The sequence below is a fragment of the Franzmannia qiaohouensis genome, from assembly GCF_031451695.1.
GTDB classification, from domain to species: domain Bacteria; phylum Pseudomonadota; class Gammaproteobacteria; order Pseudomonadales; family Halomonadaceae; genus Franzmannia; species Franzmannia qiaohouensis.
In genome coordinates this window covers 228785-244291 of record NZ_JARWAM010000006.1, presented here as the reverse complement: position 1 = coordinate 244291, position 15507 = coordinate 228785, and the positions used below count along the sequence as shown (strand labels likewise).

Genomic DNA, 15507 nt, shown 5'->3' with positions numbered 1-15507 from the left:
CTCCAAACCGGCGAGAGAGCCGGGCGTTATGAGTAGGCGTATAGGGCTAAAGTAATTTCAAGTATTCTGCTTTTGGAAGGTGAAGCTTTGACCAAAACAAAAAAGGCAGCAAACGCAGGTGTAGATGCTATATTGGGCTTCGAGTTTCAGCGAAATTGCGCATTGTACTTGCTGCTTAATGATTATGACCGTTTCAAGGGGAGAGAGTTCTTCCTGTGCATTGAACACCATGATGACTTCCTCTTCTGCTACAGATCGGATTGCCGGGAAAAAATAGAAGAAATCCATTCTTATCAGGCTAAGAAACTTTCAGGCGCTGTCTGGACTATAAACGAACGATTTGCCGAAGCTGTTGCGAAGATGCTTGAAGTTGGATACGACCTAATAAAAGATACAGCTCCAAAGTGCCAAAGCTACACTCATGATTTGATATTCATATCAAATACCGATATTAAACTGAACTACAAACCCAGCAAAGATGAAAAGGAAGATGGGAAAAAGGAAATAACCTACTTCCTTAACGAGCAGAACTTCAAGTGTAGCTATGATGGTATACCTGAAGAAATTCAAAACGTGATTGATAAGAAAGTAGAAAGTTTCTGTAAAAAGGAAAAGATCACATATCACAAGCCTGAACTCGACAATCTGCGTATTGAATGGGTTGACCTACCACGCAGAAAAAAAGACCAAAAAGATATTTTGGTTGGACTTATGTGTAGGAATTTTCCACATGTTTCAGACCCTAATGCAGCAGTTGAACTGCTTCTTAGCTTATTTAGAGAAGTGGAAGCTGTGTACAATCAAGGTGGGATTATTAACTTACTTGACAGCAGTAAGAGGGTTGAAGGCGGCGAGATCAAGAGAGCAATTGATATTATTGAGACTGAACAAAAGACATTTAATCTATGGAGAAGTTATTCAACGGACTTATCTCGTAAATTCCAAGTTCCTATAGGTATCCAAAATAACCACGAAAACCATATCAGGAATACCTTTGAGTTACTGAAAGACATGGCAAACAGAGAGCATCAAATAATAAAAAGCTTCATTAGGGAGAATGATTACTCTATGGATTTTTATAGTCATGAAGAGATGTTTTATAAATACGTCTATGATATAAAGAATAAAAATAGTATGAACCTAAAGGATGTCGACATCTTCTTCTCTGTTTTGTGTGCATATGTAGAATGCCATGGTGGGGATATCTAATGAGTGTAACTATTAATTTCAACAGGCTGTTTGTCAGCTCCGATTCACATAACCTCTGTTTTTTTGATGAGTTTTCCTCCGGTGTGAATATTATTAGTGGGCGTAATACATCTGGGAAAAGCTCTCTACTTCAGAGTTTGTTGTTTGCTTTTGGTGTGAATGATGTTCGTGAAAATCTAGCTGAAATTCTTAGTTATAATCCAATATTCAGAGTGGACTTCACCAAGACTGTTGATGGAGTTAAAGAAGAATACACAATTATTAGGGAGCCGAAATCCATCTATGTAAGGGAGCCGAAGGGAAGAGTAGTTCCTTTTCATGGAATAGATGCTGATAATAGCGTTGAGCACGTCAAACTAAAAGACTATATACGCGATTTGGTTGGCTTTACCCTGCTTTTAGAACAAAAAGGGGAGCTTAAGTCTGCCCCTCTCGAAAGCATGTTTTTGCCATATTATATTTCTCAGTCTGTAGGCTGGGTTTATTTGCGTGAATCATTTTCTAATCTTCAATATTACAAAGGGTTTAAAGACGATTACTTAGACTATTATCTTGGGATAAATAACAGCTTCGATAGGGTGGAGTATAGAGAGCTTACGAGAAAAAAAGCTCGGCTGACAGCTGATATCCAAAACCTCAATCGATATAGCAAAAAGGCCGAATTCCAGTTTTCAAATTTAGTTGACGAAACCTTTGGTGAGAAGGCAGAAGAGTACATTGAAAGCTACGTTAAAAAGTCTAACTCCTTGGAAGAAGAAAGAATTAAATATATAAAGCTATGCAATGAGCTTTCGTTACTACAGAACCACCATAAAATTCTTAAGAGAACTAGGAGTAATGTCAATAGCCAGAAGTATAATGATATTGATCGCTGCCCAGCCTGCACCCAGGTATTGTCATATTCTTTAGAGGGTTTGTATAGCCATTATCAGAAATACAATGATACAGTTGAGCTAGAGTCACACATTGCTGACAAACTGACAACAAAAAAGTCACAAATACACTCATCAAATAAAGTGATTGAAAAATTTAGAAAAGAAATCCATGATGGTTACAGCGTTCTTTTAAGCAAAAATGTGGACGGAGTTACCTTTGATCAATGGGTGGATAACAAGGCAAATATTAAATTATACAAAAAAATGCAAAAAGACATTGGCGATTCAGAAAATGAATTAGACGCTGTTAGGTCGTCCATTAATTCCATGAATACGGAGCAGGAAACAGTCTCTGCAAGGAAAACAAAAGAAAGAGATTTTAAAAGAATATTTTCTTATTATACGGCGCAGTTGAAACTTAATCCGTTAGCTGACTCTAGATATCTTAACATATATTCAATTAATTCTTTCCCGCGACAAGGTGTTGAGCTTCATAAGACTGTTATGGCCTATCATTTTGCATTGAACGCTATCATTGCGAAAACAAAAATTGCACATAGGCTTCCTTTTTTGTTGGACGCCATTTTCAAAGAAGATATAGATGAGACTAATCTAAAGACTATTTTATCATTTGTTAGCAACAACCTACCGGAAGATACCCAGACATTCGTTTCTATATCGGAGCATGTCAGAAGTGATGCTGAGGTTAGATACAGTAAAGATATTAAACCTATCGAGAAAATCAGTGTTAAAGACGTTAAAGATGCTTACTTCCCTGAAAAATCGAAGCTAATCTATATTGGTGGTGGAGAACTTGAACGTGGCTTTCTTTCTCAGTCACTAGAGGATTATCAAGAATTGCATGATGAAACTATTGATTTGACGGCCATCTAAATGATAGCAAGAGGATAGGCGTCATTGATATCATAACAAATGCAGGTACAGCGACACCCTTTCCGTTGCGCCTTCGGCTGCATTTCAAGGGTGCGCATGCTGCAAGCGTTATGCATTCATGACAGCGCATCAGGATTTTTGTGGTGATCTCTGAATGAACTATCAGCAACTCCCTTTAGTGAACGTCTATCCCATCAGTGAGTCCGCTCCTTCGGCAATGCAGATTGCATTAGCAGAACACACTGGTGAAGTATTACGTACGCCTGAAGTTGCGAATACGCCTCTTGAGTTCGCTGAAATCACTGCAAGGAAATTTTTTGTTAACGGACTGCAAATGTGCTTGGAGTATAATCTGCGAAATTCTTCGGCATATAAAGACTGCAAGTCAGCTATGCCACCTCTCTATAGTGTTCCTAACTTAAAGAAGTACAGGGTTGAATATCCCCACTATGATTTGAGTGGGGTCGATTTCGAAATTAGAAGGATTGGCCTCTTACCAAAACCAGGTCAGGTTGTTTTCCATGGTGGAGTTTGGCCAGTAAATTCTGGCGTGTGTCGAGCAGGGCAAAAATTCACGTTAACTAAACCGTTTTCTACAACCCTTTGTGCTGGTGTTGCAGGTGCACATGCGAACACGCACAACCCTAGGCAGTTATGGGTCATAACCGTATCGCCGATGATAAGTACTCCTATTTTCCTGTTCAGCAACAACAGGAATCAATTCCTATCTCATGAGTTAGAGGTTTTGTTTGCTTCTGGAGCGGTGATCGAATGTACGGCTGAACGTCAACGTAAGCACTATCAAATTATCGAGGTGTCTATTGTATAACAAGTGGCGGCAGGCGGATCAAATTTCCGCTCATTGCTCGCTCCAATTTGCCCGCTGCACCGGGCGTTAGAGCGCTATGGCAAAGTTCGCTGCACTTCGCAAGGCCTACGAACACAGAATCGCCCGCGGTTCACAGTCTGCGTTCCAGTCAGATCTGCTGACGGCCGCTTTCGACAATCTTGAGGTTCGAGGGGCGCTGAGATTCAACAACTTCGCGTATTCGCTGAGGGAGTTCTTGCGCCACATTCTTCATGAAGCGGCGCCCGCCGAGGAGGTCAAGAAGTGCCCGTGGTTCAAGCCCGAAAAAAGTGCGACTGGTGGGATAACTCGTTCTCACAGAGCGAAGTATGCGATTCAGGGTGGTTTGTCTGATCAGTTTCTTAAGAAAAAACTCGGTATTGTGGAAGTTGATGATGTTCTGAAAAACTTGGTTGAAGCTCAGAATGTCCTCAGCAAATACACTCACATTGGGCCCGACACCTTTAATGTCTCGGATGTGGAAGCGAGAAAACTTACAGAAGACTGTCTCGATGCTGCGACTAGTTATGTTGAACAAGTCTTCGACTGTAGGCGCTCTGTCAGGGACTCGTTAATGGAGCACGTTGACCAGCATTTGATCGATAGAATAGTTTCAGACGGCATCGATGAAATTGATGAAATAGCAACCCACGGGTGGACTGACGGCCATTGGATAGAAGAGGTCTGGGTCGAAGACATTCGATCAACGTCCGTTTTAGTGTCTGTCGAGGGAACAGTAGAAGTGGGGTTGCAGTACGGGTCCGACGGAGATGTGAAACGAGACATGGGAGTAGTGACGTCCGACTCATTTCCGTTCAGAGCTTCAATTCTTGTCAAAATGAAAGCGCCGCTAGGAGAGTTCGCATCGGTTGAGAGTCTAAATGTCAATACTGATAGCTTCTACGAGTAGCGCTCTAACTCAGGCGTTATACGTCTAAACAGCTCAGGAGATAGTAACATGCCTCTACGTTGGAAATTTTGGAAAAAGGATGATCCAGGGGACGATATTGAGAAGTACTCCATCGAGCCCATCGCTAAGAAGAAAATCAAGAAGTCGGGATGGCTGAATTTTTTAACTGCTGGAGGGAGTGTAGCAGCAGGGTTAGCTGCGCTCGCACTTGGTGATCCAACAGCTGGCGTTGCCAGTGCTTCAGTCATTGGAGCAGTGCTGTCCTTAGTTTCACCGACCAAGAATCTTGTAGATAATATTTCTGATAAAGAGAAAGACCCTTTAGAGATGCAACTGCTTTTGGAGCTTCGAGGTATCCATCAAGTACTTAGAACTTTGCTAGTAATGGTTGTTTTTGGCATATTAGCTTATTGTTTTCAAATAGTTGTTGAATTGGCTTCTAAGCAATTCAGTCTGATCGACGAAAATCCGTTAGTATTTATATTAGTGCTCGCCATTTTCTATTTTTCGGTTGTTAGAAGGTCTGGTGAATAGACGTATAACAAGTCAATTATGTCGCAGCTGGACTTCCCCACTCCAGTGGACACGCATCAATAACTTCTGGACTTCCTCCGGTGCAGAGCTGAGCGTTATAATTTTTCGTTCGAGGCTATAGAATGATCGCAAGCGATGTAAAAACCTTCTTCCTAGAGATGAAATCTGTACATGAGCTCCACTCTAAGCCACTTCCCGACACTCTATCCGTTGTGGAGTGCGAGGAGCCACAGTATCAGTTGAATAGGTTTCTATATCAGCTTGTTGGTTCCGATTGGGAATGGGGAGATCGCGATAGTTGGGTTGATGATCAATGGCGAGCGCTAGTAGAAAGCGACTGTCATCGTACTTGGGTGGCCTATTACCGTGGGAGTATCGCTGGGTATTATGAGCTGTACCGGCCAGATGGAGTCAATACCGAGATCCTGTACTTCGGTTTGGCCCCCGGTGCTATTGGCAAGGGCTTTGGTGGGCCGCTGTTAAGCCATGCCATCAAGTCTGCATGGGATTGGTCCGGTACCCAGAGAGTGTGGGTTCACACTTGTACGTTGGACCATCCGAATGCATTGGCTAACTATTTGGCGCGTGGTTTCAAGATGTATCGAGAAGAAGTCACGGCTACCGGTCAAGAAAGCGGCTAAGGCTAGGTATCGCATGGCGGCCATATGCAGGAGGGGGCTCTCTTCGGTCATCTTACGTTCATGGCGTGGTAGCGTGGCTTGGGGAGCGTTGATGGTATCCTTCGCAGATTCGCTCCACGGCTAAAAGGCCCCCATTTCAATGTTCCGTCATGCCCTGTCCCGGGTGGTGCAAGATGTTCTCTTCATGGTGCTTCTGGCGGCGCTGGTGCCGCTGTGGTGGCTTTCTCCCGATGCGGGTTGGGCTCTGTATGAGCGGGTCGACTGGAAGACCGTAGGGGCCTTGGCTGGGCTGATGGTACTGAGCCGGGGTCTGGAGGTGAGTGGTTATCTCAGCCTGGCGGGCAGTTGGCTGTTGCAGCGGGTGCGGGGTGAGCGCTTGCTGGCGGTCTATCTGATTCTGTTCTCTGCGGGCCTGTCTGCCGTTATCACCAATGATGTGGCGCTGTTCATCGTCGTGCCGCTTACCGTCAGCCTTCGCCGTGTCGCGGAGCTTCCCCTGGGGCGCTTGATCATCTTCGAGGCGCTGGCGGTCAATGCCGGCTCTGCGCTTAGCCCCATCGGCAATCCGCAGAATCTCTTCATGTGGCAGGCCTCTGGTGCGGGGTTCCTGGAGTTCACGGCGATGATGGCGCCCTTGGCCCTGGCGCTTACCGCCCTGCTGATCGCCGCCGTACCGCTGGCCTTTCCCCGCCAGCGCATCTCGGTGTCCGGTGTGGCCGCCGCGGTGCCCCGGGACCGCCGGCTGTTCTGGGTCTCGCTGCTGCTGTATGTGCCTTTTCTGGTCATGGCCGACTGGGGCTATGCGGCCGTTGGGGCGGCCGTGCTGATTGTGCTCTACCTGTTTTACCGGCGGCATCTGCTGTTGGGGGTGGACTGGCTGCTGCTGCTGGTGTTCGCGCTGATGTTCATCAACATGAGTCTCTTGTCGGGGTTGCCTGCGGTGCAGGGCATCACCCATCACCTGCTGCAGCTGCCGGGGGAGGTGTTTACCGCTGCGGTGCTTACCTCGCAGGTCATGTCCAACGTGCCCGCCGCTATCTTCCTGGCCTCGTTTACCGATGACTGGCAGGCCCTGGCGTGGGGAGTGACGGTGGGTGGGTTCGGTCTGGCGATCGGTTCGCTGGCCAATCTGATTGCCCTGCGTCTCGCCTATCAGCCCGGCCTGTGGCGCGAATTCCATGTCTGGTCGGTGCCGGTGCTGTTCGGCGGATGGCTGGTTGCGCTGTTGCTGAGGCTGTAGTAATGCCTGGGGCCGTTTGGGTGCCCGCTATTGAGAAAAACATGATGCTACGCGATGCCAGCGTCGATGACGTTGAGACCCTGTTCGATATCCGCTGCTCGGTCACCGAGAATCACCAGTCCCGGGATGAGCTGGCGGGGTTGGGGATCACCGTCGAGAGCGTTGGGGAGATGGTGGCCAGCGGCGACTATGTGACCACCATCGCCGAGATCGGCGGCCAGCCCGTGGGGTTCTCGATGGCGCAGATCTCCGAGGGGTATGTCTTCGCCTGCTTTGTGCGGCCTGGGTGCCATGGTCAGGGCGTTGGCGGTGCGCTGATGGCAGCGGCGGAGGAGGGCTTGCGGCGAGCCGGGGTCAAGGAGGCGTGGCTGTCTACCGGGGAGGAGGAGCGCTTTCGTGCGCCTGGCTTCTATCGGCACCTGGGCTGGGTCGATAGCGGCCACCTCGAGGATGGGCAGATCCGATTTACCAAGCGACTGTCATGGTAGGCTTAACGCATCCCTTGGCCCCTTGAGCGTTTTCCTACCACTACCTGGGAGCACCGACCATGTTCACTGGCTTGAGCGCCTTTCCCCTGACCCCTCTGAATGCCAGCGGTATCGACGAGGCGGCTTTCGTTCGGCTGGTCGAGCGCCTGGTGGCATCTGGGGTCGATTCGATTGGGGCGCTGGGCTCTACCGGTAATTACGCCTATCTGTCGGTGGCGGAGCGTGCGCGCGTCGCCCAGCTGGCGGTGCAGCATGCCGGCGATACCCCGGTGATGGTGGGTATCGGGGCCGTGCGTACCCGCGATGTGCTCACGCTGGCGGAAGATGCTCAACAGGCCGGGGCGAGTGCGGTGATGCTGGCGCCGGTGTCGTATCAGCGGCTGTCGCCCGAGGAGGTGTACGGGCTGTTCGAGGACGTGACGCGGTCGCTGTCGGTGCCGCTGTGCGTCTACGACAATCCCGGCACCACGCATTTCACCTTCAGCGATGAGCTGCATGGGGGGATCGCGCATCTGCCCAACGTGGCGTCGATCAAGATCCCTGGCGTGCCGAACGACCCCGCCGAGGCCAAGGCCCGCGTGGCGCGACTGCGGGCGTTGATCCCCGCCCATGTGACGATTGGCGTCAGTGGCGATGCCTTTGCCGCGCTGGGGCTGAATGCGGGCTGCGAGGTGTGGTACTCGGCGATTGGCGGGACCTTTCCCAAGACCATGCTGGCGATCACCCGCGCCGCCCAGGCCGGGGATGCCGAGGAGGCGACCCGGCTGGTCGAGAGGCTGCGGCCTTTGTGGCAGCTGTTTAGCGAAACCGGCGGCAGCCTGCGCGTGACCGCGGCCGCGGCCGAGCTGCAGGGGCTGGTCGAGTCGCCGTGTCTGCCGCGGCCGCTCAAGGCGGTGGACGGCGAGGCGCGGCAGCGCCTGGCGGCACTGATCGATGAGCTGGCGTTGGCGTAGTCCCAACCGTGGGCTGATGCGGGTCCGTCACTACGGCTTTCTGGCCAACCGAAAACTGGCCTGACACAGTTGCAGTATGCGGAAGTCCTGCACATTTCTCCACGCACATTGCAGGAATGGAAGCAGGGGCGGCGCAAGCCTTCAGGGCCTGCAAAGGCGCTGATTGAGATTGCATTTCGCCATCCAGAGGTGATCCAGGAAGACCTCGAACTCCGGGGTTAACCGGTACGCTCCTACCATGTCATGTTCACGCTGCCCTACCGCCTCAACGGCTGGGTTCAACTGCATCCCGAGGTTATCCACCGATTGCTGTTCCAGAGCGCCTGGCAGGCGCTACGCACCTTCGCCTTGGGCGACGATGGCCGCTGGCATGGAGCGCGTAGGCATTACCTGTTACCGGCGCTGGCGCTGTCGCGCCACTATGGTGGACACACGGTCAGCGCCCTGCGCTGGGCGGCCACTGCCGGCGAGCTCGACTGGGTTACCCGGGCCGGTGACGTGGATCATCAGCTCAATGCCTTGATGGCCCCGAATGGCGGCTTAGTCCAACAGGCATTGCCTTGGCGCAATCTTGATGCGCAAAAATCATGCGCATATAATTAAGGCATCGTTCCGCGAGAGGATTGAACCATGCATGCTGCTGAAGCTACCAAATCTGCCCGAAGGCCAACGAATCTATCGCTTGATAGTGCTCTTCTCAATGAGGCAAAAGCCTTGGGAATCAATATCTCTCGTTCTGCTGAGGCGGGGATCGGGGAGGCTGTGAAGCTGCACAAGCAGGAGAAGTGGCTGAAAGAAAATGCCAAAGCACTGGCAAGCTCGAACGCCTACGTTGAAGCTAACGGTTTGCCGCTCGCACGGCACCGTCAGTTCTGATGGCCCGTTTCGACATCTTCGAAAATGGGGCTGGGTCCGGTTATCTGCTGGATGTTCAGTCAGATATTCTTAGTGGCTTGAACACCCGGGTTGTCGTGCCACTGTTACCCAGTTCCTCCGCACCATTCCCAGCCCAGCGGCTGAATCCTGTATTTAGCATTGAGGGGCAGGAGCTAGTCATGGTCACTCAGTTCATGGCTGCTGTGCCCGATGGCGAATTGCGTTCCTGCGTTGGTAGTCTTGCTGAGCAGCAAGATGAAATCTCCGCGGCGTTGGACATGCTGTTTTTGGGCTTTTGATGCAAAAAAGTGCTTGAGCGCCTTTCCCCTGACCCCTCTGAATGCCAGCGGTATCGACGAGGCGGCTTTCGTTCGGCTGGTCGAGCGCCTGGTGGCGGCTGGGGTCGATTCGATTGGGGCGCTGGGCTCCACCGGTAACTATGCCTATCTGTCGGTGGCGGAGCGTGCGCGTGTCGCCCAGCTGGCGGTGCAGCACGCCGGCGATACCCCGGTGATGGTGGGTATCGGTGCCGTGCGCACACGCGATGTCCTCACGCTGGCGGAAGAGGCCCAGCAGGCCGGGGCCAGCGCGGTGATGTTGGCGCCGGTGTCGTACCAGCGGCTGTCGCCCGAGGAGGTGTACGGGCTGTTCGAGGACGTGACGCGGGCGCTGTCGGTGCCGCTGTGCGTCTACGACAATCCCGGCACCACGCACTTCACCTTCAGCGATGAGCTGCATGGGGAGATCGCGCATCTGCCCAACGTTGCGTCGATCAAGATCCCTGGCGTGCCGAACGACCCTGCCGAGGCCAAGGCCCGCGTGGCGCGGCTGCGGGCGCTGATTCCCTCCGATGTGACGATTGGCGTCAGTGGCGATGCCTTCGCCGCGCTGGGGCTGAATGCCGGCTGCGAGGTGTGGTACTCGGCGATTGGTGGAACCTTCCCCAAAACCATGCTGGTGATCACCCGCGCCGCCCAGGCCGGCGATGCCGAGGAGGCGACCCGGCTGGTCGAGCGGTTGCGGCCTTTGTGGCAGCTGTTTAGCGAAACCGGCGGCAGCCTGCGCGTGACCGCGGCCGCGGCCGAGCTGCAGGGGCTGGTCGAGTCGCCGTGTCTGCCGCGGCCGCTCAAGGCGGTGGACGGCGAGGCGCGGCAGCGCCTGGCGGCACTAATCGATGAGCTGGCGCTGGCGTAGTCCCAGCCGTTACGCCTGGCCCAGAAAATCCACGGCCTCACGGATCACCGTGGTGTCCCCGAGCAGGCGGTTGTGGCCACCGTCCTCCCGCCATAGGGACGCTGTGTTGCCGGCCGTGGCGTTGGCCCTGGCGTCAGCAAACGGCACCACGGAATCGTTCCTGGCGTGGATCAAGAGGGCGTTCAGCTTCAGTTCCTGAAGGCTGAGGTCCACCCGGTAATGCGCCAGCGGTTCATCCAGTGCCGCGGAGATACGCGCTTCCATCCTCGCTAGCGCCCGCCGCGACAGCCCCTGACGCCGCCCCTGGGCCAGCGCATAGGCGCGGGCTCCACTCGGCGCGCCGATCAAGACCGCCTTGCCCGTCTGCAGGCCGAAATCTCGCGCGGCGAGCACCGTCATCGCTCCGCCGACCGAATGGGCGACCACGCCATGCAAGGGGCCGACTGACTCGACAACCGCGGCGATGGCTCGCGCCATGAGCGGAAGCGGGGCCTGCTTGCCGGTGGCGGCGCCGTGTGCCGGCAGGTCGAAGGCCACCACCGAGTAGCCGGCATCCAGCAGCGGTTGCACGAAGCCGCCCAGCGCATCGTGATCCTGCTCCCAGCCGTGCACCAGCAGCACAGGCGAGCCGCTTCCCAAGCGCCATACCGGCACCCGTACCTCATCGATGTCGACCATGACCGGCGTGCTTGCCGCGAAGGCACTGTTCCAGCGGTGGTGGCGCCTGGAGAGGCGGGGGCGCATGAAGGCGCGAGCGCCCAGCGTGCCGAAGTAGCCCGGAAGCAGGCAGGAGAGGCCGCGCACGGTCAGTAAGCGAAGACGCCGTTGCATGGACATGGATCACCTCACGCTGTTGTGCCGCGAAGCCGTTGGGCAGCAGGCAAGCGCCATGGGCCACCAGCGTGTTTGCTGTGTACGCATATTCATCGCCTCCACATGTGTAACTACACGACAATAAGTAAAAAAATATCACCCGCTGCGCACCAGCTTATCCAGCGTGCTCTGGGTCAATTGCCACTCGTCTCCGAGGCGCTGATGCATCGTCTTCTGGGCCTGTTCCCAATAGGGGAAGGCTTCAGCCAACCGCTGGCGGCCCGCCTGGGTCAGTCGGGTGGCTTTGGCGCGACGCCCTCCTTCGGGGCCACGCTCGATCAGGCCCTCCTTTTCCAGAAGCTGGAGGTTGCGCACCAGGGTGGTACGCTCCATGGCCAACCACTCCGCCAGGAGAGAAATGGAGTCGGGCGCCCCCTTGCCGATTGCCACTAGCAGGGTGAACTGGGTAATGCGCAGTCCACAGGGCCGCAGCGCGTCGTCGAAGACGCGGGTGACCGTGCGTGCCACCATCCTGGCGCGCCGGCAGATACACTCGCCGGCCACCAGATCCAGTGCTTCATTTGAAATCTCGTCGTCCATAATGTGTATATACACTATGCAGGTTGGGTCTGTCTACTCGATGCCAGCAGCGCAACCGACTAGTGGGCTGTTGGGTGTGTGGCCGCTCACTTATCGCCCCGTTAGCCACATGATCAGCGAGAGCACTACGCTGACCAGGATCATGGTGGTGATGGGGAAGAAGAACGAGAAACCCTCACGGCGCACGGCGATGTCGCCGGGCAGCTGGCCGAAGGGCAGCTTGGAGAGCCACGGCCAGAGGATGCCGATGGCGACGATGATCAGGCCGATAAGGATCAGGGTGCGCGACATGCGGCCTCCTGTGCGTTGCTGTGGCGCCGACGTTTTGACCGCAAGCGGCCGGCGGGGAGTTCCCGCCGGTCGCCTGAGACTAGGAGAGCTAGCGCTTACTCGTCTTCACTGAAGGGCAGTGATGAGTGGTGCAGCACGATCCGCAGTTGGCCTTCGTCGTCCAGGTGGTAGCCCCAGGACTTGTCCACGGTGGTGGTGTTGCCGTCGGCATCGAGGATCGAGACGTTGCCCATGGTCATGGCGACATCGCCGCTGATCAGGATGGCGGCATTGTCGATGCTGACTTCCTGCCAGCCATTCAGGGCGAAACCGCTGTCGTCGCTGTATTCGTCGCTATGGCCAACGAAGTACGCCAGCGCGCCTTCCGGGGTGGTGCGGAAGGTTTGCGGAGCGGCGGCCAGGGTCGGCTTGAAGAGCACCTCGCCCATGTCGTAGCCGTAGGCGCTGTCGATCACCTCCCGGGCCAGCTCGCGGGCGGCGTCGATGCCTTCTGCCTCGTAGGCGTTGGAGATCGCGACCAGCGCGTCGCCCCAGGCCCGCTGTGCCTCCAGCACCTGCTCTTCGCTGATGTCTCCGCCCAGATGCGTGACCGGCGCGGCACTTGCCAGGCCGGCGGTGCCCAGGCTGAGGCTGAGGGCGGTCGCGGTAACCAGTGTCTTGATATTCATCGTTCAACTCCTGTCGCTAAGCGGGTTAGGGCTAATGGAAAAGCCCGACCAGCGTAACGCAGGCTGCACTGCGTTCCGATCGACGCGGGGTGAATAAGCAATGCCGCCAGGATTAACACAAGGTGAACGCTCAGGCCTCCAGCCGGTAGCCGAAGCCGCGTTGGGTGGTGATCAGCGACTCTTCGGTGTCTCCGTCGTCCAGCTTGCGGCGCAGGCGCCGGATATAGACATTGACGACATTGGTCAGCGGATCTTCGTGGGCGCCCCATACGCTGGCCAGGATCCGTTCGCGGCTGAACAGCTTGCCGGGCGCGGACATCAACAGCTCGAGGATGGCGAGTTCCTTCGGGGTGAGATCGATCCGCCGGCCGCCGCGGGTGACACGCCGCTGGTCGCGATCGAGCACCAGGTCGCCAACGCTGACGATGCGCTGCTCGGCGCTGGCGTGCCCCGCGTGGCGTCGCGAAATGGCGCCGAGCCGGGCCAGCAACTCCTCGAAGGCAAACGGCTTGACCAGGTAGTCGTCGGCACCGGCCTCGAGCCCTGAGACGCGGTCCTCGACGCTGTCGAGGGCGGTCAGCATCAGGATCGGGAAGGTCACCCCGGCGGTGCGCAGGTTGCGGCATACTTCCAGTCCGCCGATATCCGGCAGCAGGCGGTCCAGGATGACGACAGGCGGCGAGGCGGTCACGCCGTCGCGTGCCGCCTGGACGAGATGTAGCAGTGCCGGTTGCCCCTCGCTGAAGCTCTGTACCTGGTGGCCCTCGGCGGCCAGCCCGCGCTGCAGGAAGTCACGAATCCGGGGATCGTCTTCGACGATGACGATATGCATGGTGATGGGCTCCGAGATCAGGCCGACGAAGGGGGAGGGGCGGGGCTTTCGATGGCGGCGGCCGCGGGCATATGCACCGGCAGGCGCAGCAGGGCCAGGCATCCGCCATCGTCCATGCTCTCGAGTTGCAGCTGGCCGCCGTGCAGGCGCATCAGCAGCATGGCGATGGCCAGCCCGACTCCCTGCCCGTCGGGGCGGTGGCGACGCGCCTCGGCACTGCGGTAGCCGCGCTCGAAGACGCGTGATGCCTCCTGGGCCGCCAATCCGATGCCGTGGTCGCGGATGCGCAGCTCCCAGACGCTGCCGGCCTGGTGCTCGATCACCTGCGCTTCGACCCTGACCTGGCCGCCGGGATGCGAATACTGGACGGCATTGTCGAGCAGGATGCCGAAGACCTGCTGGAGGCGCTGGGCATCGCCGAGCAGCGTGGCCGTCTGCAGCTGGCCAGTGGTCACGCTGATGCCGCGCAGCCGGCCCAGGGTGGAGGCCTGGCCAATGGCATCGCGCAGTGGGCCAAGCGGGTCGAGGGGCTGGTGCTGGATCTGCCACTCGGCGATATCGCTGCGCGCCATGGTCAGTAGATCGCTGATGACGCCGCTCAGGTGAACGGCATCGCCGGCGATGCGCTGCAGTGCCTGGCGGTACTCGCTCTCGCTGCGCGGCTGGCCGCGCAGGGCGATCTCCGCCTCGCCGCGTATCGAGGTGGCCGGGGTGCGTAGCTCGTGGCTGATGTCCTCGAGCAACTGCTGGCGCTGCTGGGAGAGCTGCCGGAGCCGTTCCAGGGCCTGTTCGAGCTCCCGGGTGCGTGTTTCCACCAGGTCTTCCAGGCGCTGCTGGCGGTCGCGCTCGGTATGCCGATGCTGATCCAGTTCGCTGGCCATGTGGTTGATATGCGCGGCGATGCGGCCGAATTCGTCCTGCAGGCTGTCGTCCAGGCGGTGGCTGAGCTCACCGCGCTGCAGGGCCTGGGCGCCGCGCATCAGCTCGCCGATGGGGCGACGCAGGGCACGGGCGAAGTGCCAGAACACCAGCAGGATGATGGCGCTCAGGGTCAGCGTGGTGAGGATCACCGTGCGCACCAGCTGCTGGAGGGAGCGGTCGGCTTCGTTGCGCTGCTTGGCGAGCAGCGTGCGCTCCCGGGACAGGGTGTCGGCCATCATCAGGCGCAGGTCGCGGCCCTCGAACTGGTTGAGGTCGCTGGCCTCGAGGTCGAACGGGGGGACGCTCTCCTGGCTCTCCAGGGTGTCGAGGAACTGATCGAAGACGTTCAACGCCGTCTGGCGTTCCTCGACCAGGCTGGCGGGCTGCTCCATCTCCACCAGGGCATGGTCGGCCAGGGTTTCGCTGAGCTGGTGAAGCCGCGCCAGGTGCGCACGCATCTCCTCGAGCAGCGCCTGGCGCTGCTCGAGGTCGGGGTTGGCGTCGTGTTGGGCGCGAGACAGCCAGGTCTGCAGCCGGTGCTTGCTGTCGGAGAGCGCCAGGAAACCGCTATGCAGGTCGCTGGAGAGGCGGCCGAGCTCGACTTTCTGCCGGGCGCCATCAATGGCCCACACGGCGATGCCGCCCTGGATCAACGCCAGCAGCGTGAGGGTGAACAGCGCAATTCCCAGGCGGCGTTGAAACATGGGCCATCGAACTCCGG

Annotated in this window: 19 protein-coding genes and 1 pseudogene; 14 read left to right on the top strand and 6 right to left on the bottom strand. The window is 56.2% G+C overall.

Annotated features, from left to right (window positions below; translation table 11 throughout):
* Nucleotides 1-87: 87 nt before the first annotated feature.
* The 14 genes and pseudogenes from QC821_RS10285 (at nt 88) to QC821_RS10220 (ending at nt 10661) form a co-directional block, all read left to right on the top strand.
* The gene (locus QC821_RS10285) at nt 88-1209 is read left to right on the top strand and encodes a dsDNA nuclease domain-containing protein (RefSeq protein ID WP_309720613.1); all 1122 of its coding nucleotides are present in this window, start codon (nt 88-90) and stop codon (nt 1207-1209) included.
* Nucleotides 1209-2978: a hypothetical protein gene (locus tag QC821_RS10280; protein WP_309720610.1), complete on the top strand. Its 1770-nt coding sequence runs from the start codon at nt 1209-1211 to the stop codon at nt 2976-2978. The genes QC821_RS10285 and QC821_RS10280 overlap by 1 nt, the downstream gene beginning before the upstream one ends.
* Nucleotides 2979-3132: 154 nt before the next feature.
* Nucleotides 3133-3807 (top strand): hypothetical protein, encoded by a 675-nt coding sequence (locus QC821_RS10275; RefSeq protein WP_309720607.1) that lies wholly within the window; start codon nt 3133-3135, stop codon nt 3805-3807.
* Nucleotides 3808-3883: 76 nt separating this feature from the next.
* Nucleotides 3884-4735: a pPIWI-associating nuclease domain-containing protein gene (locus QC821_RS10270; protein ID WP_309720604.1), complete on the top strand. Its 852-nt coding sequence runs from the start codon at nt 3884-3886 to the stop codon at nt 4733-4735.
* Nucleotides 4736-4783: 48 nt separating this feature from the next.
* Nucleotides 4784-5269, top strand: coding sequence for a hypothetical protein (locus tag QC821_RS10265; RefSeq protein WP_309720602.1), 486 nt, complete (start codon nt 4784-4786; stop codon nt 5267-5269).
* 122 nt (nt 5270-5391) lie between these two features.
* A complete protein-coding gene (locus QC821_RS10260) occupies nt 5392-5910 on the top strand; it encodes a GNAT family N-acetyltransferase (RefSeq protein WP_309720599.1) in 519 nt (172 codons plus the stop codon).
* 139 nt (nt 5911-6049) lie between these two features.
* Nucleotides 6050-7150: an SLC13 family permease gene (locus tag QC821_RS10255; protein WP_309720596.1), complete on the top strand. Its 1101-nt coding sequence runs from the start codon at nt 6050-6052 to the stop codon at nt 7148-7150.
* A gap of 41 nt (nt 7151-7191) precedes the next feature.
* The gene (locus QC821_RS10250) at nt 7192-7638 is read left to right on the top strand and encodes a GNAT family N-acetyltransferase (protein ID WP_309720593.1); all 447 of its coding nucleotides are present in this window, start codon (nt 7192-7194) and stop codon (nt 7636-7638) included.
* Between the two features lie 59 nt (nt 7639-7697).
* The gene (locus tag QC821_RS10245) at nt 7698-8591 is read left to right on the top strand and encodes a dihydrodipicolinate synthase family protein (protein ID WP_309720590.1); all 894 of its coding nucleotides are present in this window, start codon (nt 7698-7700) and stop codon (nt 8589-8591) included.
* A gap of 69 nt (nt 8592-8660) precedes the next feature.
* Nucleotides 8661-8813, top strand: coding sequence for a helix-turn-helix domain-containing protein (locus tag QC821_RS10240; RefSeq protein WP_309720587.1), 153 nt, complete (start codon nt 8661-8663; stop codon nt 8811-8813).
* Nucleotides 8814-9119 (top strand): annotated as a pseudogene (locus tag QC821_RS10235) (IS91 family transposase); the annotation flags it as partial. It lies immediately after the preceding gene.
* Nucleotides 9120-9221: 102 nt separating this feature from the next.
* Nucleotides 9222-9467, top strand: coding sequence for a type II toxin-antitoxin system CcdA family antitoxin (locus QC821_RS10230; protein ID WP_309720582.1), 246 nt, complete (start codon nt 9222-9224; stop codon nt 9465-9467).
* Nucleotides 9467-9766, top strand: a complete 300-nt coding sequence (locus QC821_RS10225) for a CcdB family protein (protein WP_309720579.1) — start codon at nt 9467-9469, stop codon at nt 9764-9766. Before QC821_RS10230 ends, QC821_RS10225 begins: the two co-directional genes overlap by 1 nt.
* Complete coding sequence (locus tag QC821_RS10220; protein WP_309720576.1) at nt 9723-10661, top strand: dihydrodipicolinate synthase family protein; 939 nt, start codon at nt 9723-9725, stop codon at nt 10659-10661. Before QC821_RS10225 ends, QC821_RS10220 begins: the two co-directional genes overlap by 44 nt.
* Before the next feature lie 9 nt (nt 10662-10670).
* Here the strand turns inward: QC821_RS10220 and QC821_RS10215 are convergent, their stop codons facing one another.
* The 6 genes from QC821_RS10215 to QC821_RS10190 form a co-directional block, all read right to left on the bottom strand.
* Nucleotides 10671-11492, bottom strand: coding sequence for an alpha/beta fold hydrolase (locus tag QC821_RS10215; RefSeq protein ID WP_309720573.1), 822 nt, complete (start codon nt 11490-11492; stop codon nt 10671-10673).
* Nucleotides 11493-11630: 138 nt separating this feature from the next.
* Nucleotides 11631-12074: a MarR family winged helix-turn-helix transcriptional regulator gene (locus QC821_RS10210; protein WP_309720570.1), complete on the bottom strand. Its 444-nt coding sequence runs from the start codon at nt 12072-12074 to the stop codon at nt 11631-11633.
* A gap of 90 nt (nt 12075-12164) precedes the next feature.
* A complete protein-coding gene (locus tag QC821_RS10205) occupies nt 12165-12365 on the bottom strand; it encodes a DUF2905 domain-containing protein (RefSeq protein WP_309720568.1) in 201 nt (66 codons plus the stop codon).
* A gap of 95 nt (nt 12366-12460) precedes the next feature.
* Nucleotides 12461-13033, bottom strand: a complete 573-nt coding sequence (locus QC821_RS10200) for a phosphoribosyl-AMP cyclohydrolase (protein ID WP_309720563.1) — start codon at nt 13031-13033, stop codon at nt 12461-12463.
* A 130-nt stretch (nt 13034-13163) separates the two neighbouring features.
* Nucleotides 13164-13865, bottom strand: a complete 702-nt coding sequence (locus QC821_RS10195; RefSeq protein WP_076748631.1) for a response regulator transcription factor — start codon at nt 13863-13865, stop codon at nt 13164-13166.
* A gap of 17 nt (nt 13866-13882) precedes the next feature.
* Nucleotides 13883-15490: an ATP-binding protein gene (locus QC821_RS10190; protein WP_309720556.1), complete on the bottom strand. Its 1608-nt coding sequence runs from the start codon at nt 15488-15490 to the stop codon at nt 13883-13885.
* Nucleotides 15491-15507: the final 17 nt, after the last annotated feature.